The 24,343-nt window shown below is 69.8% G+C and carries 18 protein-coding genes; 17 read left to right on the forward strand and 1 reads right to left on the reverse strand.

Features of this window, described 5'->3' with window-relative positions; genetic code table 11:
- The first annotated feature begins 41 nt into the window (after positions 1-41).
- The 14 genes from rsmH (at position 42) to lpxC (ending at position 17,542) form a co-directional block, all read left to right on the forward strand.
- Complete coding sequence (gene rsmH, locus ACJQWM_RS01170) at positions 42-1,127, forward strand: 16S rRNA (cytosine(1402)-N(4))-methyltransferase RsmH (RefSeq protein ID WP_332707687.1); 1,086 nt, start codon at positions 42-44, stop codon at positions 1,125-1,127.
- Positions 1,124-1,390, forward strand: coding sequence for a cell division protein FtsL (ftsL, locus tag ACJQWM_RS01175; RefSeq protein WP_332707690.1), 267 nt, complete (start codon positions 1,124-1,126; stop codon positions 1,388-1,390). The genes rsmH and ftsL overlap by 4 nt, the downstream gene beginning before the upstream one ends.
- Before the next feature lie 128 nt (positions 1,391-1,518).
- Positions 1,519-3,306, forward strand: a complete 1,788-nt coding sequence (locus tag ACJQWM_RS01180; RefSeq protein ID WP_332707705.1) for a peptidoglycan D,D-transpeptidase FtsI family protein — start codon at positions 1,519-1,521, stop codon at positions 3,304-3,306.
- Positions 3,303-4,856, forward strand: coding sequence for a UDP-N-acetylmuramoyl-L-alanyl-D-glutamate--2,6-diaminopimelate ligase (locus ACJQWM_RS01185; protein WP_332707693.1), 1,554 nt, complete (start codon positions 3,303-3,305; stop codon positions 4,854-4,856). Before ACJQWM_RS01180 ends, ACJQWM_RS01185 begins: the two co-directional genes overlap by 4 nt.
- Positions 4,853-6,316, forward strand: a complete 1,464-nt coding sequence (locus ACJQWM_RS01190) for a UDP-N-acetylmuramoyl-tripeptide--D-alanyl-D-alanine ligase (RefSeq protein ID WP_332707696.1) — start codon at positions 4,853-4,855, stop codon at positions 6,314-6,316. Before ACJQWM_RS01185 ends, ACJQWM_RS01190 begins: the two co-directional genes overlap by 4 nt.
- Positions 6,306-7,391 carry a phospho-N-acetylmuramoyl-pentapeptide-transferase gene (gene mraY, locus ACJQWM_RS01195; RefSeq protein ID WP_332707699.1) on the forward strand — a complete coding sequence of 362 codons (1,086 nt, stop codon included), beginning with the start codon at positions 6,306-6,308 and terminating at the stop codon, positions 7,389-7,391. Before ACJQWM_RS01190 ends, mraY begins: the two co-directional genes overlap by 11 nt.
- Complete coding sequence (ftsW, locus tag ACJQWM_RS01200; protein WP_411306619.1) at positions 7,391-8,725, forward strand: putative lipid II flippase FtsW; 1,335 nt, start codon at positions 7,391-7,393, stop codon at positions 8,723-8,725. Before mraY ends, ftsW begins: the two co-directional genes overlap by 1 nt.
- Positions 8,726-8,868: 143 nt before the next feature.
- Positions 8,869-9,924 (forward strand): undecaprenyldiphospho-muramoylpentapeptide beta-N-acetylglucosaminyltransferase, encoded by a 1,056-nt coding sequence (gene murG / locus ACJQWM_RS01205; RefSeq protein ID WP_332706103.1) that lies wholly within the window; start codon positions 8,869-8,871, stop codon positions 9,922-9,924.
- A 124-nt stretch (positions 9,925-10,048) separates the two neighbouring features.
- Positions 10,049-11,497 carry a UDP-N-acetylmuramate--L-alanine ligase gene (murC, locus tag ACJQWM_RS01210; RefSeq protein ID WP_332706106.1) on the forward strand — a complete coding sequence of 483 codons (1,449 nt, stop codon included), beginning with the start codon at positions 10,049-10,051 and terminating at the stop codon, positions 11,495-11,497.
- Positions 11,494-12,513: a D-alanine--D-alanine ligase gene (locus tag ACJQWM_RS01215; RefSeq protein WP_332706047.1), complete on the forward strand. Its 1,020-nt coding sequence runs from the start codon at positions 11,494-11,496 to the stop codon at positions 12,511-12,513. The genes murC and ACJQWM_RS01215 overlap by 4 nt, the downstream gene beginning before the upstream one ends.
- 178 nt (positions 12,514-12,691) lie before the next feature.
- The gene (locus ACJQWM_RS01220) at positions 12,692-13,630 is read left to right on the forward strand and encodes a cell division protein FtsQ/DivIB (RefSeq protein WP_332706050.1); all 939 of its coding nucleotides are present in this window, start codon (positions 12,692-12,694) and stop codon (positions 13,628-13,630) included.
- Positions 13,627-14,892 carry a cell division protein FtsA gene (gene ftsA / locus ACJQWM_RS01225; protein ID WP_332706053.1) on the forward strand — a complete coding sequence of 422 codons (1,266 nt, stop codon included), beginning with the start codon at positions 13,627-13,629 and terminating at the stop codon, positions 14,890-14,892. Before ACJQWM_RS01220 ends, ftsA begins: the two co-directional genes overlap by 4 nt.
- Positions 14,893-15,081: 189 nt before the next feature.
- The gene (gene ftsZ / locus ACJQWM_RS01230; protein WP_332706056.1) at positions 15,082-16,293 is read left to right on the forward strand and encodes a cell division protein FtsZ; all 1,212 of its coding nucleotides are present in this window, start codon (positions 15,082-15,084) and stop codon (positions 16,291-16,293) included.
- A gap of 340 nt (positions 16,294-16,633) precedes the next feature.
- Positions 16,634-17,542, forward strand: coding sequence for a UDP-3-O-acyl-N-acetylglucosamine deacetylase (lpxC, locus tag ACJQWM_RS01235; protein WP_332706059.1), 909 nt, complete (start codon positions 16,634-16,636; stop codon positions 17,540-17,542).
- A 778-nt stretch (positions 17,543-18,320) separates the two neighbouring features.
- Here lpxC and ACJQWM_RS01240 read toward each other — a convergent pair.
- Positions 18,321-18,845, reverse strand: coding sequence for a DciA family protein (locus tag ACJQWM_RS01240; protein ID WP_411306636.1), 525 nt, complete (start codon positions 18,843-18,845; stop codon positions 18,321-18,323).
- Positions 18,846-18,849: 4 nt separating this feature from the next.
- Between ACJQWM_RS01240 and ACJQWM_RS01245 the strand changes: the two genes are divergently transcribed.
- From ACJQWM_RS01245 to ACJQWM_RS01255, 3 genes are all read left to right on the forward strand, one after another.
- Positions 18,850-19,773, forward strand: a complete 924-nt coding sequence (locus tag ACJQWM_RS01245; RefSeq protein ID WP_332706065.1) for a peptidoglycan DD-metalloendopeptidase family protein — start codon at positions 18,850-18,852, stop codon at positions 19,771-19,773.
- Between the two features lie 505 nt (positions 19,774-20,278).
- Positions 20,279-23,014, forward strand: coding sequence for a preprotein translocase subunit SecA (secA, locus tag ACJQWM_RS01250; RefSeq protein WP_332706109.1), 2,736 nt, complete (start codon positions 20,279-20,281; stop codon positions 23,012-23,014).
- A 290-nt stretch (positions 23,015-23,304) separates the two neighbouring features.
- On the forward strand, positions 23,305-24,270 hold the full coding sequence (locus ACJQWM_RS01255) for a Nudix family hydrolase (protein WP_332706068.1): 966 nt from the start codon (positions 23,305-23,307) through the stop codon (positions 24,268-24,270).
- The last annotated feature ends 73 nt before the right edge of the window (positions 24,271-24,343 follow it).

The following is a 24,343-nucleotide window of genomic DNA, read 5'->3' on the forward strand; positions in this document are numbered from 1 at the left end:
AGACGCCGGCCCCCCAGCCGCCGTCGCAGCATCTGCCCGTCATGTTCGCGCAGGCCCTGGCGGGGCTGCGGATCAGTGCGCAGGGCACCTATCTGGATGGCACCTTCGGACGCGGCGGCCACGCCCGCGGCGTGCTCGAGCAACTGGGCGCGGGAGGTCGGCTGCTGCTGATGGACAAGGATCCCGACGCGATCGCGGTGGCCGAGCGCGAGTTCGGCGCGGACGAGCGCGTGGCGATCTTCCGCGGCAGCTTTGCCGACCTGCTGCACTGGGATGCGACCGCCGCCGGCCTCGACGGGGTGCTGCTGGACCTCGGCGTGTCCTCGCCGCAGCTCGATGTCGCCGAGCGCGGCTTCAGCTTCGGCAAGGACGGTCCGCTGGACATGCGCATGGATCCCGAGTCCGGCGAGAGCGCTGCGCAGTGGCTGGCCCACGCCGGGGAGCAGGACATCGCCAACGTGCTGTGGACCTACGGCGAGGAGCGCATGAGCCGCAGGATCGCGCGTGCGATCGTCGCGCGCCGCGAGGCGCAGCCGCTGACCCGCACCGCGCAACTGGCCGAGATGATCGCGTCGGTGATGCCGCGCGTGGACAGAAGCAAGCAGCACAAGAGCATCCATCCGGCCACCCGCAGCTTCCAGGCGATCCGCATCCACATCAACCGCGAACTGGCCGACCTCGAGACCGGCCTGGACGCGGCACTGCAGCGGCTCAAGCCGGGCGGACGGCTGGCGGTGATCAGCTTCCACTCGCTGGAGGACCGCATCGTCAAGCAGTTCATCGCACGCCACGCCAAGGCCCCACCGGCCAACCGCCGCCTGCCCGAAGCCCGCGCGTTCGTCCCGGCCCTGCGCATGATCGGCGCCGCGCAGAAGGCGGTCGGCGAGGAGACCGCAAGCAACCCGAGGGCGCGCAGTGCGGTGCTGCGGGTTGCCGAGAAGCTCGGGACCGGGGACCAGGGACCCGGGACCCGGGTCCCGCAAGAGCAGCAGCCGCAGTCGGCACCGGAGTCGCGCAACGACCCCGAATCCAACAGTACCCAGCGTCACAGCCGCGACCGGGGATCCCGCCTCACCCGAGTCCCCGGTCCCGGGTCCCCGGTCCCGGTTCGCGGAGCGAAGCCATGACCCCGCGGCTGCTGCTGACCTTGCTGGTGATCGCCACCGTCGTCTCGGCGCTGGGGGTGGTGCAGGCGCGCCATCAGCATCGGCAGCTGTTCGTGCAGCTGAGCAAACTGCAGAAGGCGCGCGACGAGCTCAACATCGATTTCGGCCGGCTGCAGCTGGAGCAGGCGACCTGGGCTGAAAGCAACCGCATCGACCAGGTCGCGCGCGACCGGCTCGGCATGACGTTTCCCCGAGGCGGCGAAACCGTGGTGGTGCGGCCATGAAACAGCGCAACGCAACGGCCGCCCGCAGCGACAATCCGTGGTGGCGCAAGCTGCCGCTTCTTGGCCAGCGCACCCCCCGTGCACTGCAGCCGCGCGGTGCACGGCCGCGTTACAACCTACGCAACCGAATGATCCTGGTCGGCGGCACGCTCGGGCTGTGCGCGCTGGCGCTGGTCGGGCGCGCGCTCGACCTGCAGGTGATCAACAACGACTTCTACCGCGCGCAGGGCGACCAGCGCATCCTGCGCGAGATCGCCATCCCCACCTCGCGCGGCATGATCACCGACCGCAACGGCGAGCCGCTGGCGGTGTCCACCCCGGTCGAGTCGGTCTGGGGCAACCCGCAGGAGCTGCTCAAGCATCCCGGGCAGATCCCGCTATTGGCCCGTGCGCTGGATGTTCCGGTCGATGAGCTGACCCGCAAGCTGAGCCAGCGCGCCGACAAGGAGTTCGTCTACCTCAAGCGCCGGATCAACCCGCTTCAGGCGCGCGCGATCCTCGCCCACGACATCCCCGGGGTGTTCAGCCAGCGCGAGTACCGCCGCTTCTATCCGCAGGGCGACGCGGTCGCGCACGTGCTGGGCTTCACCAACATCGACGACCGCGGCCAGGAAGGGCTGGAGCTGGCCTTCGACGACTGGCTGCGCGGCACGCCCGGCGCCAAGCGCGTGATCCGCGACAGCCGCGGGCGTTTCGTCGAGAACGTCGAGCTGATCGAGGCGGCCCGGCCCGGCCATGACCTGGTCCTGAGCATCGACCGGCGCATCCAGTACCTGGCGCACCGCGAGCTGCGTAACGCCCTGACGCGCACCGGTGCGAGCGCGGGCTCGGCGGTGGTGCTCGACATCGCCACCGGCGAAGTGCTGGCGATGACCAACCTGCCCAGCTACAACCCCAACGCGATCGGCGTGCGCGACGCCGACGCCTACCGCAACCGCGCGGTGACCGACGTGGTCGAGCCGGGCTCGACGATGAAACCGATCACGGTCGCCGCCGCGCTCAGCGCCGGTGTGGTCACCCCCGGCACGCTGATCGACGTGTCGCCGGGTTACATGTCGCTGGGCCGCTACACGATCAGCGACTTCCGCAACTACGGCGTGCAGACGGTCACCGGGCTGATCACCAAGAGCTCCAACCTCGGCGCTGTCAAACTGTCGGAGCGGCTGCCGGACGAGTACTTCTACGAGTTCATCCGCGGCTTCGGCTACGGTCAGGCGCCGGGCAGTGGCTTCCCCGGCGAGACACCGGGCGTACTGGCCCATCCGGAGGACTGGAGCGGCTCGTCCAAGGCGACCATCTCCTACGGCTATGGCCTGTCGGCGACCCCGCTGCAGATCGCGATGGCCTACGCGGCGCTGGGCAACGGCGGGCGCCTGATCGCGCCGACCTTCGTCAAGGGCCAGCGCAACGAGGCCGAGCAGGTGCTCGATCCGGCGGTCGCCGCGCAGGTCATGCGGATGATGCAGACCGTGACCGAGGACGGTGGCACCGCCACCCAGGCCGCGATCCTGGGCTATCACGTCGCCGGCAAGACCGGCACCGCGCGCAAGTACAACGACACCGGCGGCTATTCGCGCCGCTACGTGTCGTTCTTCGCCGGCGTGGTGCCGGTGGAGAACCCGCGTTTCTCGATGGCGGTGGTGATCGACGATCCCGACCCGTCCACCGGCTACTACGGCGGCATGGTGTCCGGACCGGTGTTCAAGAACGTGATGGAGGGCGCGCTGCGGCTGATGGACGTCGCGCCCGACGACATCGAGACCTGGCTGGCGGTGCAGGCGGCGGAGGACGCAAAGCGCCTGAAAGCCAACAACGGCAAGCCCGGCCACGGGCCGGTGCTGCCCACGCCTATTCCGGTTGCCGCGGGCGCGGGCGCGCTGGTGCCGGCGGTGTCCACCGCGGGCGGTGCGCAATGAGCCGCACCCTGCCGTTGGCCGAGTTGCTGCCGGACGTGGCGGGCATCCCCGCCGACCTCGTCATTGGCGGCCTGGCGCAGGACAGCCGAGAGCTCGACGCCGGCGACGCGTTCATCGCCATCGCGGGGTTCGGAGCGCACGGGCTGCACTTCGTCGACCAGGCGCGCGCGCAGGGAGCCAGCGCAATCCTGTTCGAGCCGCCGCTGCCGGACGGCCTGTCGGCGCCGGCCGATGCCATCGCGGTGCCGGGGCTGCGTGCGCGCCTGGGCGAGCTCGGCCATCGCTTTTATGGCGGCGCCAGCGAGTCGATGCGCGTGGTCGGGGTCACCGGCACCAACGGCAAGACCTCCACCGTGCAGTTGCTCGCCCAGGCCTGGGCGCTGCGCGGCGTGCGCGCCGGGACCATCGGCACGCTCGGCGCGGGCCTGTACGGCCAGGTCCGCGCGACCGGCTTCACCACGCCGCAGGTGCTGCGCCTGCACGCGTTGCTCGCCGATCTGCACCAGGCCGGGGCGCAGGCGCTGGCGATGGAGGTCAGCTCGCATGCCCTCGACCAGGGCCGCGTCGACGGCGTGCGGTTCGAAGTTGCGGTATTCACCAATCTGAGCCGCGACCACCTCGATTACCACGGCGACATGGCCGGCTATGGCGCGGCCAAGGCGCAGCTGTTCGCGTGGCCGGGACTGCAGGCGGCGGTGATCAACCTCGACGACGCATTCGGCCGCCAGCTGCATGCGGCGCTGCCGGACTCCGTGCGCGCGATCGGGCTCAGCTCCCGCGGCAACGAGAGCGCCAGCCTGCGCGCCGAGAACCTGCAGCTGGACGGCGCCGGCATTGGGTTCGAGTTGGTGCTGGACGGGGCACGCCACCCGGTGCGCTCGCCGCTGCTGGGCCGCTTCAACATCGACAACCTGCTTGCGGTCGCCGGCGCGCTGCATGCGCAGGGCGCTGCGCCGGCAGAGATCGCCGGCACCCTGTCGCAGCTGCAGCCGATCCATGGCCGCATGAACCGGCTCGGCGGCGGCATGCCCGCCGGCGGCCGCGCGCAGCCGCTGGTGGTGATCGATTTCGCACACACCCCGGATGCGCTGGAACAGGCGCTGGTGTCGCTGCGCGCCCATGCCACCGCGCGGCTAATCTGCGTGTTCGGCTGCGGCGGCGAGCGCGATCGCGGCAAGCGCCCGCAGATGGCCGCAATCGCCCAGTGCCATGCCGATCTGGTGGTGGTGACCGACGACAACCCGCGCCGCGAGGACGGCGACGCGATCGTGGCCGAGATCATGGCCGGCTTTTCCAGCGGCGGCGACGCGCCTGCGGCGCAGATCCTCGTGCAGCGCGACCGCGGCCGCGCGATCACCGAGGCGATCGGCCAGGCCGGTCCCGACGACATCGTGCTGGTCGCCGGCAAGGGTCATGAGCCCTACCAGGAGATCGACGGCGTGCGGCACCCGTTCGATGACACCGAAGTCGCGCAGCGGGCTCTCGAGGGCAGGGCGCCGCCAATGGATGTGCAGGGCTCGCGAGCGCACGATGCGCAGGAGCGACCATGAAGCCGATCGCACTGTCGGAGATCGCGCGCATGACAGGCGGCCGCCTGGCCGGCGAGGACGTCGTGGTCGAGGCACTGGTGACCGACACCCGGGCGCCGTCGGCAGGCACGGGCCGTCTGTTCGTCGCGCTGAAGGGCGAGCGCTTCGACGGGCACGACCACGTCGCCGCCGCGGCGCGGGCCGGCGTCGCCGCGGCACTGGTGGAGCGCCGCATCCACACCGGTCCCGCCCAGGCCGACATCGCCCAAATCATCGTCGCCGACACCGAGCGCGCGCTGGCCGACTGGGCCGGTGCGGTGCACCGCGCGGCTCATAGCTGCACCCTCGCGATCACCGGCAGCAACGGCAAGACCAGCGTCAAGGCGCTGCTGCTGGCGATCCTGGAGCAGGTCGGGCGCGCGTACGCCAACCCCGGCAACCGCAACAACGAGATCGGCCTGCCGCTGGCGGTGCTGGACGCGCCCGCGGATGCGGAGTTCTCGATCTACGAGATGGGCGCCGGAAAACCGGGCGACATCGGCTATCTCACCGCGATCGCCAGGCCCGATGTGGCGCTGGTCAACAACATCGCGCCGGCGCACCTGGAGCGCATGGGCAGCCTGCTCGGCGTGGCCGACACCAAGGCTGCGATCTACGACGCGCTGGCGGCCGACGGCGTCGCGGTCATCAACGCCGATGACGCGTTTGCGCCCTTCTTTGCCGAGCGCGCGCACGGGCGCCGGATGATCCGTTTCGGCCTGGACAGCAGCGCCGACGTCATTGCGCGCGACATCCGCATCGACGCCGACGCCAGCCGCTTCACCCTGGTCACACCCGAAGGCGAGGCTGCCATCACGCTGGCGCTGCCGGGCCGGCACAACGTGCGCAATGCGCTGGCGGCCGCGGCGCTGGCGTTGGGGGCGGGGGCATCGCTGGACGCGATCGCGGCCGGACTTGCTGCCGCGCAGGCGGTCGCCGGCCGCTTGGTGGCGCGCCCGCTCGGCGGCAACGCGGTGCTGATCGACGACAGCTACAACGCCAATCCCGGCTCGCTGGCCGCGGCCATCGACCTGCTGGCCGAGGCGCCCGGCGATGCATGGCTGGTGCTGGGCGACATGCGCGAGCTCGGCGGCGATGCGCAGGCAATGCATGCCGAAGCCGGGCGCCGCGCCAAGGCTGCCGGAATCCAGCGGTTGTACGCGCTCGGCCTGCTGAGCGCGGCCGCCGCGCAGGCGTTCGGCGCAGGCGGCACCGAGTACGACAGCCACGCCGCGTTGATCGCCGCGCTGCGCGACGACCTGGCCCGTGTAGGAGCGGCTTCAGCCGCGATCCCGCCGGGCGGTTCAATCGGGGCTGAAGCCCCTCCTACAGAAGCGGCAGCCGGCGTGCGCGTGCTGGTCAAGGGCTCGCGCGGCAGCGCGATGGACAAGATCGTCACCGCGCTGCTGTCTGACCGGGAGGACACCACGCATGTTGCTTGAACTGGCGCGCTGGCTGGAACAGCTGGAAAGCATCTTCGGGGTGTTCAACTACCTCACCCTGCGCGGCATCCTCAGTGCATTGACCGCGCTGGGGCTGTCGTTGTGGTGGGGGCCGGTGGTGATCCGCCGCCTTGGCCAGCTCAAGGGCGGCCAGCCGATCCGCCAGGACGGTCCGCAGTCGCACTTCTCCAAGGCCGGCACGCCGACCATGGGCGGCGCGCTGATCCTGATCACCGTGTTCGCCGCGGTGCTGCTGTGGGGCGATCTGCGCAACCGCTACGTGTGGCTGGTGCTGGCGGTGATGGTCGCGTTCGGCGCGATCGGCTGGTACGACGACTGGATCAAGATCGTCAAGCGCGATCCCAACGGCATGAAGTCGCGCTGGAAGTACGCGCTGCAGTCGGTGTTCGGCCTGGCCGCCGGCATCTACCTGTTCATGAGCGCCGACACGCCGACCGCCACCACCTTCTACATCCCGCTGTTCAAGACGATCGCATTGCCGCTGGCCGGGCTCACCTTCATCGCGATCGCCTACTTCTGGATCGTCGGCTTCTCCAACGCGGTCAACCTGACCGACGGCCTGGACGGGCTGGCGATCATGCCGACGGTGCTGGTCGCGTGCGCGCTGGGCGTGTTCGCCTATGCCTCGGGCAACGCGGTGTTCTCCGAATACCTGCAGATCCCGCCGGTGCCGGGCGCGGGCGAGCTGATCATCATCTGCGCCGCGATTGCCGGGGCCGGGCTCGGTTTCCTGTGGTTCAACACCTATCCGGCGATGGTGTTCATGGGCGACATCGGTGCGCTCGCGCTCGGTGCGGTGCTCGGCACCATCGCGGTGATCGTGCGCCAGGAGCTGGTGCTGGTGATCATGGGCGGGATCTTCGTGATCGAGACGCTGTCGGTGATGATCCAGGTCGCGTCGTTCAAGCTGACCGGCAAGCGCGTGTTCCGGATGGCGCCGATCCACCACCACTTCGAGCTCAAGGGCTGGCCGGAGCCGCGCGTGATCGTGCGCTTCTGGATCATCTCCGTGGTGCTGGTGCTGGTCGGCCTGGCGACGTTGAAGGTGCGCTGATGATCGAGCGCCACGCCCATGCCAGTCACAAGCATGCCGGCCACGCCCAAGGCGGCAGCACCCGCCAGGCCACGCGCCTGGATGCGATCAGCGGTCGCTTCGATCCGTGGCTGATCGGAATCGCGTGCGCGCTGGCGTGCCTGGGCGTGGTGATGGTCGGCTCCAGCTCGATCGCGATCGGCGAAGGCCTGGATGTGGGTCCGTTCCATTTCCTGACCCGCCACATCGTGTTCCTGGGGGTTGGCGTCGCCTGCGCGCTGTGGCTCACGCGCACCGAGCTCAAGCTGGTCGAGCACCACAGCCAGACCCTGTTGCTGTTGTGCTTTGCACTGCTGCTGCTGGTGTTCATCCCCGGCATCGGCCACAGCGTCAATGGCGCCCAACGCTGGATCCGGATTCCCGGTGTGTCCAACTTCCAGGTGGTCGAGGCGGTCAAGCTGCTCTACATCGTGTGGCTGGCCAGCTACCTCAAGCGCTACAGCGAGGAGGTCAGCGCCACCTGGCCGGCGATGCTCAAGCCGATCGGGGTGGCGCTGGGGCTAGTGGTGCTGCTCGCATTCCAGCCGGACTTCGGTTCGCTGTCGCTGATCCTGGCGATCACCGGCGGCATGCTGGTGCTGGGCGGGGTCAACATGCCGCGGATGTTCGGCCCGGTGCTGGTCGGCTTGCCGCTGCTGGCGATCGTGGCGATCGCCGAGCCGTACCGGATGCGCCGCCTGACCTCGTTCATGGACCCGTGGGCGGACCCGTTCGACAGCGGCTACCAGCTGACCAATGCGTTGATGGCGGTCGGGCGCGGCGAGTGGTTCGGCGTCGGCCTGGGCGGTTCGATCCAGAAGCTGCAGTACCTGCCCGAGGCGCATACCGACTTCATCCTGGCGGTGACCGCCGAGGAGCTCGGCTTTGTCGGCGTGTGCCTGGTGATCGGCCTGTACGTGGCGCTGGTGGGGCGTGCATTCTGGGTGGGCATGCAGTGCGCGCAGATGCGCCGACATTTCTCCGCCTACTGCGCGTTCGGCATCGCGTTGTGGATCGCGTTGCAGAGCTTCGTCTCGATCGGAGTCAACCTGGGCCTGCTGCCGACCAAGGGGCTGACCCTTCCGTTGATTTCCTACGGCGGCTCCAGCGTGCTGATGAGCTGTGCCGCGCTGGGCCTGCTGATGCGGGTGTCGTTCGAGCTCGACCGTGCCCAGCGCCAGGTCGCGCGCCTGCGCGGCGACGCGGCACGCCCAGCGGCAGAGCCGCCTTCGACGCCCACGGCGGCGGGCAACGAGGCGCGCGCCACCGGCCGCCTGCGCCAGCGGGTCGAGCGGTCGCTGGGGAGGCTCGCATGAGCCGGCCCCAAGAGAATGACGAGGCTCGCATGAGCCGACCCCGAGAGCATGGCGAGGCTCGCATGAGCGGACCCAGTGAACATGACGAGGCTCGCGTGACCGGCACCGGCACCGGCAACCCGCCGCAGCAGCTCCGCCCGGTGATGATTCTCGCCGGCGGCACCGGCGGGCATATCTTCCCCGGCCTCGCAGTGGCCCACGTCCTGCGCGGGCGCGGCGTGCCGGTGGTCTGGCTCGGTGCTCGCGGCGGCATGGAGACGCGCCTGGTCCCGCAGCACGACATCGAGATCGAGACGATCGCGGTGCGCGGCGTGCGCGGCAAGGGGCGGGCGACCCTGCTGGCGGCGCCGTTCAAGCTGCTCGGCGCGATGAGTGCGGCGCGGCGCGTGCTGCGCCTGCGGCAACCCGCGGCGGTGATCAGCTTCGGCGGGTTCGCCGCCGGCCCCGGCGGTCTGGCCGCGCGAATGTCCGGCATCCCACTGATCGTGCACGAGCAGAACCGCGCGCCGGGCATGACCAATCGCGTGCTCGCCCGCCTGGCCGACCGCGTACTGACCAGCTTCCCCGACACCTTCCCGCGCGCGCACGAGCACGTCGTCGGCAACCCGGTGCGCACCGAAATTTCCGCCATCGCGCCGCCGGAGCAACGCTTCGAGGGCCGCGGCGGCGCATTGCGACTGCTCGTGCTCGGTGGCAGCCAGGGGGCACGCGCACTCAATACGCACGTGCCGCAGGCGCTCGCCGCGCTGCGCGGCGTGGTCGCCTGCGAGGTGCGCCACCAGTGCGGCGAGACGCTGCGCGAGGAGGCCGCACGGGCCTACGCCCAGGCCGGCGTCCCCGCCTCGGTGGAGCCGTTCATCAAGGACATGGCCGCGGCCTATGCCTGGGCCGACATCGTGGTCTGCCGCGCCGGCGCACTGACCCTGGCGGAGCTGTGTGCAGTGGGAGTCGGCAGCATCCTGGTGCCGTTTCCGCAGGCGGTCGATGACCACCAGACCCGCAACGCCCAGTACCTGCTGGACCGCGGCGCCGCCCAGCTGCTGCCACAGGGCGAGACGCTCGCCGAGCGCATCGCCGCGACGCTGGAAATCCTCTCCGAACGCGCCGACCTGCTGCCCATGGCGCAGGCCGCGCGCGCGCTGGCGCGGCCGGACGCCGCCGAGCGCGTTGCCGACGCCGTGCTGGAACTAGCCCAATGACCCCGGCCGAAAACCTGAAACCTAAAACCGAAAACAAGACTCGTCTGCTGGCGATCGCCTGCGAAAGCACCGGCGCCCCTGAGGCCCGGGTGCTGCTGTCAGGAGTGCGCGAATGAACGCCACCGTGCGCCGCCGCCTGCAACACACCGGCGACCTCGCCAAGGCGTTTCCGCGGGTGCATTTCGTCGGCATTGGCGGCACCGGCATGAGCGGCATTGCGGAGGTGATGTGCACGCTCGGCTATCAGGTGTCGGGCTCGGACATGGCCGACACGCCGGTGACGCGGCGGCTGGCGAAACTGGGCGTGACCGTGCACCGCGGCCACACCGCGGCGAACGTGCTGGGCACCGACTGCGTGGTGATTTCCAGTGCGATCAGGCCGGACAACCAGGAACTCACCGAGGCGCGTTCGCAGCGCATCCCGGTGGTGCCGCGCGCGGAGATGCTGGCCGAGTTGATGCGCTTCCGCCGCGGCATCGCGGTGGCCGGCACCCACGGCAAGACCACCACCACCTCGCTGATCGCCAGCGTGCTCGGCGAAGGCGGCATCGACCCGACTTTCGTGATCGGCGGGCAACTGCTGGCCGCCGGCGCCAATGCCCGGCTCGGCAGCGGCCAGTGGCTGGTGGCCGAAGCCGACGAGAGCGACGGCAGCTTCCTGAGGCTCAACCCGCAGATCGCGATCGTCACCAACATCGACGCCGACCATCTGGAGAACTACGGCGGCGACTTCGCCCAGGTCCAGGCCGCCTTCGGCGAGTTCATGCACCGGTTGCCGTTCTACGGGCTGGCGGTGCTGTGCATCGACGATCCGGAAGTCGCCGCACTCGCCGCCAATACCCCGCGCCACGTCATGACCTATGGCTTTGCCGGCGAGGCCGACGTGCGCGCCGACGAGGTCAGCCAGCACGGCGCGTGCATGCACTTCATCCTGGCTTTGCCCGACGGCACCCGCACGCCGGTGACGCTGGCGATGCCGGGCCGCCACAACGTGCAGAACGCGCTGGCCGCGGCGACGGTCGGCTGGCAGCTCGGCGTGGAGCCGGCGGCGATCGCGCGTGCACTGCAGGGCTTCGCCGGCATCGGCCGGCGTTTCAACGTACTCGCGCCGGTGCCGGTGCCGCGCGGCGGCACGGTCACCGTGGTCGACGACTACGGCCACCACCCGCGCGAACTCGAGGCGGTGTTCGCCGCCGCGCGCGGCGGCTGGCCCGACAAGCGCCTGGTGGTCGCGTTCCAGCCGCACCGCTACAGCCGCACGCGCGATCTGTTCGACGATTTCGCCGCGGTGCTGTCCAGCGTCGACGTGCTGGTGCTGACCGAGGTCTACCCGGCCGGCGAGGCGCCGATCGCCGGCGCCGATGCGAAAGCGCTGGCACGTGCGATCCGCGCGCGCGGGCGCATCGATCCGGTGGTGGTAGGCAGCGCCGGCGACTTGCCCGGGGTGCTGGGCGACGTGCTTGAGGACGGCGACCTGCTGCTGTTGATGGGCGCCGGCGACATCGGCCAGGCCGCGCAGCAGGTGGCGATGGGCGGATTCGCTGCCAGCGCTGCACCGGGAGACGCCCCATGAACGCTGCATTGCCCGCGCCTCGGGTGAGCGATCCGGCGGTGTTCGGTCGCGTCGCGGTGTTGATGGGCGGCACCAGCGCCGAACGCGAGGTGTCGCTGGATTCGGGCCGCAACGTGCTGGCTGCCTTGCAGGCGCGCGGCGTGGAGTCGTTCGCGGTGGACGGCATCGCCGCGCTGGTGGACGTGATCCGTGCCGGCGCAGGCGGCGCCGGTCGCGTCGACCGGGTGTTCAACATCCTCCACGGCAACAAGGGCGGGGGCGAGGACGGCGTGCTGCAGGGATTGCTAGACGCGCTCGGCGTGCCGTACACCGGCTCCGGCGTGCTCGGTTCGGCCTTGAGCATGGACAAGATCCGGACCAAGCAGGTGTGGCTCAGCCAGGGCCTGCCGACCCCGCGCTATGTGCGCCTGGCCGCAGCCGGCGGGGGCGCGCGCGATGACGTGCACGCCGCCGCGCGCGAACTGGGGCTGCCGGTGATTATCAAGCCTTCCTCGGAGGGATCCAGCGTCGGCATCTCGCGTGTGTACGACGGTGCCGGCCTCGACGAAGCGGTGGCGCTGGCCGGACGTTACCCGGGCGAGCTGCTGATGGAGCAGTTGGTGGTCGGTGACGAGCTGACCGTCGCCATCCTCGGCGTGGCCGATGAAGGCGGCCGGCTCGCGTATCACGCGCTGCCGTCGATCCGCATCGTGCCCAAGGGCGAGTGGTACGACTACAACGCCAAATACGTCGCCGAGGACACCCAGTACCTGTGTCCCGGCCTGGACGGCGCCGACGAGGCCGAGATCCGCCGCATCGCGCTGGAGGCCTTCATCGCCGCCGGCTGCGAGGGCTGGGGGCGGGTCGACGTCATGCGCGACCGCGACAGCGGCGGGCTCCACAACGGCAAGTTCCACCTGCTGGAGGTCAACACCGCCCCGGGAATGACCAGCCATTCGCTGGTGCCCAAGGCCGCGCGCGAGGTCGGCATCGATTTCGAGGAGTTGTGCTGGCGGGTGCTGGAGACGTCGCTATGAGCGTCGCGACTTGGGACTCGGGACTCTGGGCTGGATTCCGCTGTCCTGTAGGAGCGGCTTCAGCCGCGATCGGGCACCACGCCCGCCGACGGTTCCGGTTCGCGGCTGAAGCCGCTCCTACGATGAGCGGATACGCCGCGCGCCACACCATTCCCGCAAGCACCGCAGGAGCGCTGCAATGAGCGCGCTGCTGCGCCTGATCGGCTGGTCGCTCGCGGTCGCGCTGGTGGTGCTGCCGGTGGTGGCCGTGCTCAACGGCTGGGTCGGCAGCGGACATTGGCCGCTGACCAAGCTGCGTGCGACCGGCGCGTTCGAGCGGGTCGACGAGGCGGTGCTGCGCGAGACCCTGCTGCCGTACGCGCAGCCGGGTTTCTTTGCGGTGCGCCTGGACCAGGCGCAGGCCGCGGTAGCGCGCCTGCCGTGGGTCGAGCAGGCCGAGGTGCGCAAGCGCTGGCCGGACGTGCTGGAGGTGCGCGTGACCGAGCACCGGCCGTTCGCGCGCTGGGGCGAGGACCGGCTGCTGTCCTCGCAGGGCCGGCTGTTTCCGGCCGAAGGCATTGAGGTGCCGGCTGGACTGCCGCAGCTGAGCGGACCGGACGCCCGGGTGCCCGACGTGGTGGCGCTCTACAACGAGGCGCGCTCGCTGCTGGGTCCCATCGGCATGGAGGTGCAGGTGGTGGCGCTGGATGCGCGCGGCAGTTGGACGCTGGGGCTGGCCCGTGCAGGTGCTCCCGGTGACCGCGATGAGGGCGTCGCCTCCGACCGCATGCCACCCGACAGCACGACGTTCGACGGCAGGGTCGCCACCGAGGTCGTGGTCGGCCGCAACGAGGCTCGCGCGCGGCTGGAGCGCTTCGCCCGGCTGATGCCGCGCATGCTCACCCAGCAGGCGCAGCGGCTGGTCCGCGCCGACCTGCGCTACACCAACGGGTTCGCGCTGACCTGGGCGCCGCGTGAGGTCGAAGCGCCGGGACCAGGGACCGGGGACCCGGGACCGGCAAGCAGCACGCCCCTCGCCACAGCGCCACCAGCACTCACACCACCCGTTCTCAACCCCCGCTTTTACCGGGTCCCCGACCCCCGGTCCCCGGTCCCGGCTTCCAAGGCATCCACATGAATCGAAAAGGCGACAAGTCGCTCATCGTCGGCCTCGACATCGGCACCTCCAAGGTGGTCGCGCTGGTCGGTGAATACACCACCGACAGCAGCCGCGGCGACAACGGCCGCGACGGCAATCCGATCGAGGTGATCGGGATCGGCTCGCACGAATCGCGCGGCCTGCGCCGCGGCGTGGTGGTGGACATCGAATCGACCGTGCAGTCGATCCAGCGTGCGATCGAGGAGGCCGAGCTGATGGCCGGTTGCGAGATCCGCTCGGTCTACGCCTCCATCTCCGGCAGCCACGTGCAGTGCCGCAACTCGCAGGGCATCGCGCCGATCCGCGATGGCGAGGTCAGCTTCTCTGACCTGGACCGCGTGCTCGACGCGGCCAAGGCCGTCGCGATACCGGCCGACCAGAGGATCCTGCACGCGATCCCGCGCGACTACGTGTTGGACGACTCGCAGGAAGGCATCCGCAACCCGGTCGGCATGAGCGGGGTGCGCCTGGAGGTGCACGCGCACCTGGTGGTGTGCGCGCAGTCGGCCGCGACCAACGTCAGCAAGTGCGTGCAGCGCTGCGGGCTGCAGGTCGACGACCTGGTCCTGGGCGTGCTCGCCTCCAGCCACGCGGTGCTCACCAACGACGAGCGCGAGCTTGGCGTGGTGCTGGTGGACATGGGCGCCGGCACCACCGACATCGCGGTCTTCGTGCACGGCGCGATCGCCCACTCGGCCAGCCTCGGCATTGCCGGTGACAAGGTCACCGAGGACATCGCCCACATGCTGCGCACGCCGACCCCGGAAGCCGAGCAGATCAAGGTCCGCTACGCCTGCGCGCTGGCGCAGATGGCGACCGCGGAGGAGTCGATCCAGGTGCCGAGCGTCGGCGACCGGCCGCCGCGGCGCATGCCGCGCGCCTCGCTGGCCCAGGCGGTGCAGGCGCGCTACGAGGAAATCTTCGAGATGGTCCAGGCCGAACTGCGGCGCAGCGGCTTCGAGCAGCACGTGCGCGCCGGCATGGTGCTGACCGGCGGCGCGGCAAAGATGGAAGGCGTGGTCGAGTTGGCCGAGGAAATGCTGCAGATGCCGGTGCGCGTGGGCATCCCGCAGCACGTGACCGGCCTGGGCGAAGTCGTCGGTAACCCCGTGCACGCCACCGGCGTCGGCCTGCTGCTGATGGGCAGCCAGATCGAAAACCCGCGGCGGCCGGTGATCTCGACCGGGCGGGCGGGCTCGTTCTTCAACAAGTTGAAGAACTGGTATCGGGGCGAGTTTTGAGAGCCGGGACCGGGGACCCGGGACCGGGGACCCGGGACGGCAAAGGCGAAAGACGAGACGGCGAAGCAACAGCAGTGAGTGAAGCGGTCGTAAGAGCAACGGGAAGCAGCTTTCGCGGGTCCCGGGTCCCCGGTCCCCGGCCCGATTCCCCACCAGCACCACATAACTAAAAGCTAAGAGGACACGGACATGGCGCACTTTGAACTGGTAGAAAGCATGGCCCCCAACGCGATCATCAAGGTGATCGGCGTCGGCGGCGGAGGCGGCAACGCAGTCGCCCACATGGTCAGCGGGAATGTCGACGGCGTTGAGTTCATCACCGCCAACACCGACTCGCAGGCGATCAAGAACTGCGGCGCCAAGCTGCAGTTGCAGCTCGGCAGCAACGTCACCAAGGGCCTGGGCGCGGGCGCCAATCCGGAGGTCGGTCGGCAGGCCGCGCTGGAGGACCGCGAGCGCCTGATGGACGCGATGCAGGGCGCCGACATGGTGTTCATCACCGCCGGCATGGGCGGCGGCACCGGCACCGGCGCGGCGCCGGTGGTGGCGCAGCTGGCCAAGGAGATGGGCATCCTCACGGTGGCCGTGGTCACCAAACCGTTCCCGTTCGAGGGTCGGCGTCGCATGCAGGTCGCGCTCAAGGGCATCGAGGAACTCAGCCACCACTGCGACTCGCTGATCACCATCCCCAACGAAAAGCTCATCACCGTGCTGGGCCGCAACGCGACCATGATCCAGGCGTTCCGCGCCGCCAACGACGTGCTGCTCGGCGCGGTGCAGGGCATCGCCGACCTGATCGTGCGCCCGGGCCTGATCAACGTCGACTTTGCCGACGTGCGCACCGTGATGTCGGAGATGGGCCTGGCGATGATGGGCACCGGTACGTCGGGCGGCGATGATCGCGCCCAGGCCGCGGCCGAGGCGGCGATCCAGAACCCGCTGCTCGACGACGTCAACCTGCAGGGCGCCAACGGCATCCTGGTCAACATCACCGCCGGCCCGGACTTCACCATGGCCGAGTTCGACGAGGTCGGCCGCACCATCGAGGCGTTTGCCGCCGAAGATGCCACCGTGGTGATCGGCACCGTGCTCGACCCGGACATGCGCGACACGGTCCGGGTCACCGTGGTCGCCACCGGGCTCAACCGCGTGGCGGTCAGGGGCCGCGAGCGCGATACCCAGCGCTCGCCGGTGCGACTGGTCCGCGACGGCACCACCGGGTTGCCGATCGACAACGGCGAGGGCGACTACACGGCGGCGGCGACACCGGGCTTCGGCGAGCTGCGCAGCAGGTCGCACGGCAGCGCGGAGACCGCCGCGCCGGCGCCGGCGGCGGCCGACTTCGGCGCCAGCGACAGCTACCTGGATATCCCGGCGTTCCTGCGCAGGCAGGCCGACTGATCAGCCGCGACCGCAGCGCCAGCGTCAATCCTCGACTGGTCCCGGGCCTGGCCCGGGGCACTTTTGACCGGTCGGTCACGGCCGACCGGTCAGTTTCCACAGCGTCGATGACATCGACAGGACAGCGCGCCGTTTCCGTTCAGGTTCAGCTACCTGCGTGCTACTCTTTCGCCGCTTCAGCGTCATGAATGTCCCGGTTCCCGAGTCGACGCGTCACCCGGTCTCCGCGCCATGAAGCCATGCCGCCGGCAAGTTTTCGTTCCGCGCCACCACGTACCGCGCAACGCCCCCGCGTCCTGCCGATCGTAGCGCCACAGAAACCCACAACAGACCCGAGCCCATGCTGCGCCAGCGCACCCTCAAGAATGTGATCCGCGCCACCGGCGTCGGGCTGCACAGCGGCGAGAAGGTCTTTCTTACCCTGCGGCCGGCGCCGGTCGATGCCGGCATCGTGTTCCGCCGCGTCGACCTCGACCCGGTGGTGGAACTGCCCGCGCGCGCCGAGCTGGTCACCGAGACCGTGCTGTGCACCGGCCTGAGCTGTGGCGCCGGCAAGGTCCAGACCGTCGAGCACCTGCTCTCGGCCATGGCCGGGCTGGGCATCGACAACGCCTACGTCGAGCTGTCCGCGCCGGAAGTGCCGATCATGGACGGCTCGGCCGGTCCGTTCGTGTTCCTGCTGCAGTCGGCCGGCATCGCCGAGCAGGAGGCACCCAAGCGCTTCATCCGGATCATCCATCCGGTCGAGGTGCGCGACGGCGACAAGGTCGCGCGGTTCGAACCGCACGACGGATTCCGCATCGGCTTCACGGTCGAGTTCGACCACCCCGCGATTCCGTCCTCGCAGTCGCGCGCGGAGGTCGAGTTCTCCACCGCGTCCTACGTCAGGGAAGTCAGCCGCGCCCGCACCTTCGGCTTCATGCGCGACCTGGAATACATGCGCGAGCGTAACCTCGGGCTGGGCGGATCGATGGACAACGCGATCGTGCTCGACGAGTTCCGCGTGCTCAACGACGACGGACTGCGCTACGCCGACGAGTTCGTGCGGCACAAGATCCTCGACGCGGTCGGCGACCTGTACCTGGCCGGCCACCCGATCATCGGTGCCTACGAAGGCTTCAAGTCCGGCCACGCGCTCAACAACGCCCTGGTCCGCGCCCTCCTGGCAGAACGCTCGGCCTGGGAAGAAGTGACCTTCACCGGCAACGAGCCGGTCCCGGTGACCTACGGCGCGCCGCTGACGATCTAGGCAGAAGCAGCGGAGCAAGCTCCGCTCTACAAACCCGCCGCGCATGTGTACGACCGGCCCACGTCGCGCCCGCCACGCCTTTGCAGGAGCGGGCCATGCCCGCGATCGCGGCCACACGCGCAGCAGAGCGATCGCGCCCATGGGGCGCTCCTACGAAAAGCAGGAGCGAGGCAGGAGCCGCCCATGCGAGGCGATCCCGCCTTTGTAGGAGCGGGCCATGCCCGCGATCGCCCGCACACGCGCAGCAGAGCGATCGCGCCCATGGGGCGCTCCTACGAAAAGCGGCAGCGAGGCAGGAACCGCCCATGCGCGGCGATTCCGCCTTTGTAGGAGCGGGCCATGCCCGCGATCGCCCCCACACGTGCAGCAGAGCGATCGCGCCCATGGGGCGCTCCTACGAAAAGCGGCAGCGAGGCAGGAACCGCCCATGCGAGGCGATCCCGCCTTTGTAGGAGCGGGCGATGCCCGCGATCACCCCCACACGCGCAGCAGAGCGATCGCGCCCATGGGGCGCTCCTACGAAAAGCGGCCCGCGTAGGATCGCGCCAGGCCCGCACAGGCAGCAGGGAAAACCAATGGCCGGCCGGCGGGGCCTGTACCGCGGCAAACGCGCGTTGTGTCACATAGAAGGGGGCAAGCCCGCAATATTTAACGGTTTCGTAACGCATTTCCGCCAATCGGCGCGCGTTTGTTAACAAAACCCTGCCCGGGCGCCGTTAGGATGCCCCCACTTGATGGCGCGGCTGCATGGCAAAGCCACGCCACGACGCCCGCAGCCTCAGGTCGAATCATCGGAATCAGCGCTGGACCCGGCGTCATCGGAACCAACGTCGTCATCGAAACCAGCACCACCGGAACGAGCAACATGGGAATCCGACGGACCGGGCTCCTTCAGCGACGCCAGTGCCGCTTGCAGGGCTTGCTGGGTAGTCGCTGACAAGGGAATGACCGGACGCGGTGCCTGCATGGGGTGGGCCACCGGAACAGCCGTCTTGACGACGAGTTCGGCCGCAGCAATCCCGACGGAACGGGCCGCATCGAGCAGCTCCGGGGCCGCGAGCCTCAGCTTGGCCCGCCACACCGGGGCATCGACCACGAACACGAGCCTGCCGTTTTCAAAGTTAGCCAGCCGCGCGTGCGCGGCAAGTGAATACGGCAAGTGGGGGCGTAATCGACGGTCCAGCCCGTCGAGCCAGAGGGCTCGCCGGATCGGGTCGCCCGCCGGCTCCGCCAGCAGCGCGTCAAGCGCAGGCTGGGGGGACGACGGACGCCGCGGCGGGGGCTTGGACCTGTAATCGGACATCGACATGACCTATCAATCCAGAAACCAGGCCATCGTAAACACTCCAGGCGGCGTACTGGGGCAGTTGCTCCAGCATGCCGCTGAGTTCGGCGGCCGCCGTCCCGGCCTGTTCGTCGCGCTGTTGCTGGGTACCGGCCTGGCGACGGGTAGCGGCGCTGGTATCGCCTACAACGCCAGCCTGCGGGCCCAGGTGAATGCCCAGCAGGCGCAGATCGAGGCCACCCGCCGCGACGCGCAGCGCGAGATCAACGCGCTGGCCGCCCGGCTTGGCGAGCTGCAGGCCGAAGCCAACCGGCTGAACGCCCTGGGCGAGCGCCTGACCCGTATCGGCCGGCTGCAGGACGGCGAGTTCGACTTCGAGAAGCCGGTCGCCATCGGCGGCGCCGGCCCGGTCGAGGACATGCCGCGGCAGGAGCTGGATATCGGCCTCGACCAGCTCGACAGCCAGTTCAACGCCTCCGGCGAGCAGCTCGCGGTGCTCGAATCGCTGCTGTTCAACCGCCAGCTCGACATGAACTCGGTGCCGTCGCGTGAACCGGTCGCCGCGGGTTATGTCACCTCCAGCTTCGGCTATCGCGCCGACCCGTTCCGCGGCGGCCGCGCGCTGCACAAGGGCATGGATTTCTCGGCCCGCACCGGCGATGCGGTGCTGTCGGTGGCCGACGGGGTGATCAGCTACGCCGGCCGCCGTGCCGGCTACGGCAACATGGTCGAGGTCGACCACGGCAACGGCTACGTCACTCGCTACGCCCACAACTCGCGCCTGCTGCACAAGGTCGGCACGCTGGTGCGCGCCGGTCAGGAGATCGCCAAGGCCGGCTCGACCGGGCGTTCCACCGGCCCGCACGTGCATTTCGAGGTCTGGCAGAACGGCCGCGCGGTCAACCCCAACAAGCTACTGACAGCGCAGTCGCCGCTGCGCGGCTGAGCCGCACGCACCTTTCTGCAGGAGCGGCGCGCCCGCAACGCGTGCCTTTGTGTAGGAGCGGGCCATGCCCGCGATCGCCCCCACACGCGCGGCAGCGCGATCGCGCCCATGAGGCGCTCCTACAAAACCGTCACGCACCCACCATTTGTAGGAGCGGGCCATGCCCGCGATCGCCCCAACACGCGCGGCAGCGCGATTGCGCCCATGGGGCGCTCCTATCAAACCGTCACGTACCCATCGTTTGTAGGAGCGGGCCATGCCCGCGATCGCCCCAACACGCGCGGCAGAACGATCGCGCCCACGCGGCGCTGCTGCAGCGGCGAATTCGGGCTGCGCATACCGCCACCGGCCCTTGTTAGGCGCCCCGCCGCCCCCACGCTAGAATAGGCTTCGCCACGACAGGGCGCCTCGCGTCCTGTCTTTCTGTGTATTGCTTTTGTCCGGGGGCTACGCATCGCATGCTTGCATGCGCCTGGCCCGCCCACGACCCGCTTCGGACCCGTTCATGCTCAACAACCTGCTTACCCGCGTTTTCGGCAGCCGCAACGAGCGCCTGCTGCGCCAGCTGCAACGCTCCGTCCTCAAGATCAATGCCCTCGAGGCGGAGATGGAGAAGCTCACCGACGCGCAACTGCAGGCCAAGACGCCCGAGTTCCAGCAACGCATCAAGGACGGCGAATCGCTCGACAAGCTGCTGCCCGAAGCGTTCGCGGTGTGCCGCGAAGCCTCCCGGCGCGTGCTCGGCATGCGCCACTACGACGTGCAGCTGATCGGCGGCATGGTCCTGCACCTGGGCAAGATCGCCGAGATGCGGACCGGCGAGGGCAAGACCCTGGTCGGCACGCTGCCGGTCTACCTCAACGCGCTGGAAGGCAAGGGCGTGCACGCGGTCACCGTCAACGACTACCTCGCGCGGCGCGACTCGGCCTGGATGGGCAAGCTGTACAACTGGCTGGGCCTGTCGGTCGGCGTGGTCTACCCGGGCATGAACCCCGGCGACAAGCGCGCCGCGTATGCAAGCGATATCACCTACGGCACCAACAACGAGTTCGGCTTCGACTACCTGCGCGACAACATGGCGCTGTCGAAGGACGACCGCAACCAGCGCGGCCTGAACTACGCGATCGTCGATGAGGTCGACTCGATCCTGATCGACGAGGCGCGCACCCCGCTGATCATCTCCGGCCCAGCCGACGAGTCGCCGGAGCTGTACATCAAGGTCAACCGCATCGTGCCCTCGCTGGTCCGCCAGGCCGCCGAGGACGCCGAAGGCGACTACTTCGTCGACGAGAAGGGCAAGCAGGTGCACCTGTCGGAAACCGGCCAGGAGCGCGCCGAGGACCTGCTGCGCGAGGCCGGCATCCTCAACGCCGAGGACGAGGACGGCCTGTATGGCCCGCAGAACCTCAGCGTCGTGCACCACCTCAACGCCGCACTGCGCGCGCACGCGATCTACCAGCGCGACGTCGACTACATCGTGCGCGACGGCGAGGTCGTGATCGTCGACGAGTTCACCGGCCGCACCCTGGCCGGGCGCCGCTGGTCCGACGGCCTGCACCAGGCGGTCGAGGCCAAGGAGGGCGTGCCGGTGCAGCGCGAGAACCAGACGTTGGCCTCGGTCACCTTCCAGAACCTGTTCCGCATGTACGGCAAGCTGGCCGGCATGACCGGCACCGCCGACACCGAGGCCTTCGAGTTCCAGAGCATCTACGGCCTGGAAGTCATTGTGATCCCGACCAACATGCCGATGGTGCGCCAGGACCACTCCGACCAGGTGTTCCTCAACCGCGCCGGCAAGTTCCGCGCGGTCGCCAACGAGATCAAGGAGGCGCACGCGCGCCAGCAGCCGGTGCTGGTCGGCACCACCTCGATCGAGGTCTCCGAACTGCTGAGCCAGCAGCTTACTGAGGCCGGCATCCACCACGAGGTGCTCAACGCCAAGCAGCACGAGCGCGAGGCGACCATCATCGCCCAGGCCGGCCGCCCTGGCGCGATCACCATCGCCACCAACATGGCCGGCCGCGGCACCGACATCGTGCTCGGCGGCTCGCTGGACGCCGAGCTGGCCGAGCTGGAAAAGGAGACCGGCGCGCCGGTCGACGAGGCCACCGCGACCCGCATGAAGGCCGAGTGGCAGCAGCGCCACGACGCGGTCAAGGCCGCCGGCGGCCTGCACATCGTCGGCACCGAGCGCCACGAGTCGCGTCGCATCGACAACCAGCTGCGCGGCCGCGCCGGGCGCCAGGGCGACCCGGGCTCCTCGCGCTTCTACCTGTCGCTGGAAGACAACCTGATGCGCATCTTCGCCGCCGATTGGGTGCAGAAGGTCATGGCGCGCATGGGCCTGAAGGAAGACGACATCATCGAAAGCGCGCTGGTCAGCAAGCAGATCGCCAACGCGCAGCGCAAGGTCGAGGCGCACAACTTCGACATCCGCAAGAACCTGCTGGACTTCGACGACGTCAACAACGACCAGCGCAAGGTGATCTACGGCCAGCGCGACGAGCTGCTCGAAGCCGAGAGCGTGCAGGACAACATTGTCGGCATCCGCGAGGACGTGGTCGGCGACATGGTCGCGCGCCATGTGCCAATGAACTCGGTCGACGAGCAGTGGGACCTGCCCGGCCTGGAGGCCACTCTGGCCGAGGAGTTCGGCCTGCAGATGGCGCTGGTGCAGATGGCCAAGGACAGCAGCGAGCTCAACGCCGAGGACATCGAGGAGCGCGTGCAGGCCGCCGTCAACAGCCACTTCGAGCAGCGCGAGGCGCAGCTCGGGACGGAGACCTCGCGCATGCTGGAGAAGCACATCATGCTAAACGTGCTCGACCAAAGCTGGAAGGAGCACCTCGCGCGCATGGACTACCTGCGCCAGGGCATCCACCTGCGTGGCTACGCGCAGAAGCAGCCCAAGCAGGAGTACAAGAAGGAGGCGTACCAGCTGTTCTCCGACATGCTGGACAAGGTCAAGCGCGAAGTGGTGACCCTGCTGGCGCGCGTGCGCATCCGCAGCGAGGAGGAGGTCGCCGCGTTGGAGGCACAGGAGCGCGCCCAGGCCGAGGCCAAGGCCCGGCAGATGCAGTTCCAGCACGCCTCCGCCGGCGGCTACAGCGCCGACGAGGAAGCCGAGCAGGCGCAGCAGCGAAAGGGCGGCAACGAGCAGTTCGCCCGGGTCGGCCGCAACGAGCCGTGCCCCTGCGGCAGCGGCAAGAAGTACAAGCACTGCCATGGGCAGCTGGCCTGACACCCACTTGCACCCGCCCCACCTCCTGTAGGAGCGCCCCATGGGCGCGAACGCCTTACTGCGCATCGCCCGGTCGCAGGCATGGCCCGCCTTCACCAGCGTCCGCTGTAGGAGCGCCCCATGGGCGCGAGCGCTTCACTGCGCATCGCCCGGTCGCAGGCATGGCCCGCCTTCACCAGCGTCCCCTGTAGGAGCGCCCCATGGGCGCGAACGCTTCACTGCGCATCGCCCGGTCGCAGGCATGATCCGCTTTTCCCCCGCCAAGCCAGTGCAGGTAACGGGCGCCACCCATGTCTGACCCGCCCCCCATCGACGTCATCGCCGGCGTGATCCGCGACTCCCGCGGCCGCATCCTGCTGGCCCGGCGCACCGAAGGGCGCGACCTGGCCGGCCGCTGGGAGTTCCCCGGCGGCAAGCGCGAGCCCGGCGAGTCCCCCGAAGCGGCTCTGATCCGCGAGCTGCGCGAGGAGCTCGGCATCGAGGTCGAAGTCGGCGCCGCCTTGATCACTGTGCCCCAGGCCTACCCGCAAAAGCGCCTGCGCCTGGACGTGCGCCACGTCAGCGCCTGGCGCGGCACCGCCCGCGGCCTGGAAAGCCAGGCGCTGGCGTGGGTCCCACCGGCCCGGCTGTCGAGCTATCCGATGCCGCCGGCCGACCTGCCGGTGGTGGCCGCCCTGCAGCAGCCCGACACCTGCCTGGTGACGCCGGAACCGGGCGTCGACGACGCCACCTGGTTGCAACAACTCGAGCTCGCGCTGGCCGCCGGCGTGCGCCGCGTCCAGTTGCGCGCGCCGTCACTGCCGTCGGAGCGCTGGCGTCCACTGGCGTCCGCCGCGGCACAGCGCTGCAAGGTGGCCGGCGCCGAAGTGCTGGTCAACGGCGACGCCGCCCTGGCCGCATCGCTCGGAGCCGGCTTGCACCTGCAGGCGGCGCAACTGACCGCCTTGGAGCAACGCCCGGTCGCCAAGGAGGTGACGCTGTCAGCCTCCTGCCACGACCTCGCCGAACTGCGCCGCGCCGAGGCCCTGGGCTGCGATTTCGCCGTGGTCGGCGCAATCAAGCCGACCCCGACCCACCCCGGCGCCGCCGGCATCGGCTGGCAAGGATTCGCCGAGCTGCGCGAGCAGGTATCGCTACCGCTATACGCCATCGGCGGCCTGACCCGCGCCGACCTGCCCGAAGCCCGCCGCCACGGCGCCCAAGGCATCGCCGCCATCCGCGGCCTGTGGCCCCAGGACCAGACCGCACCCCTGTAGGAGCGCCCCATGGGCACGACCGCTCTACTGCGCATGTGGGCCCGATCGCGGGCATGGCCCGCTCCTACCAAAG

This window comes from Novilysobacter longmucuonensis, from assembly GCF_046600735.1.
Lineage (GTDB): Bacteria > Pseudomonadota > Gammaproteobacteria > Xanthomonadales > Xanthomonadaceae > Novilysobacter_A > Novilysobacter_A longmucuonensis.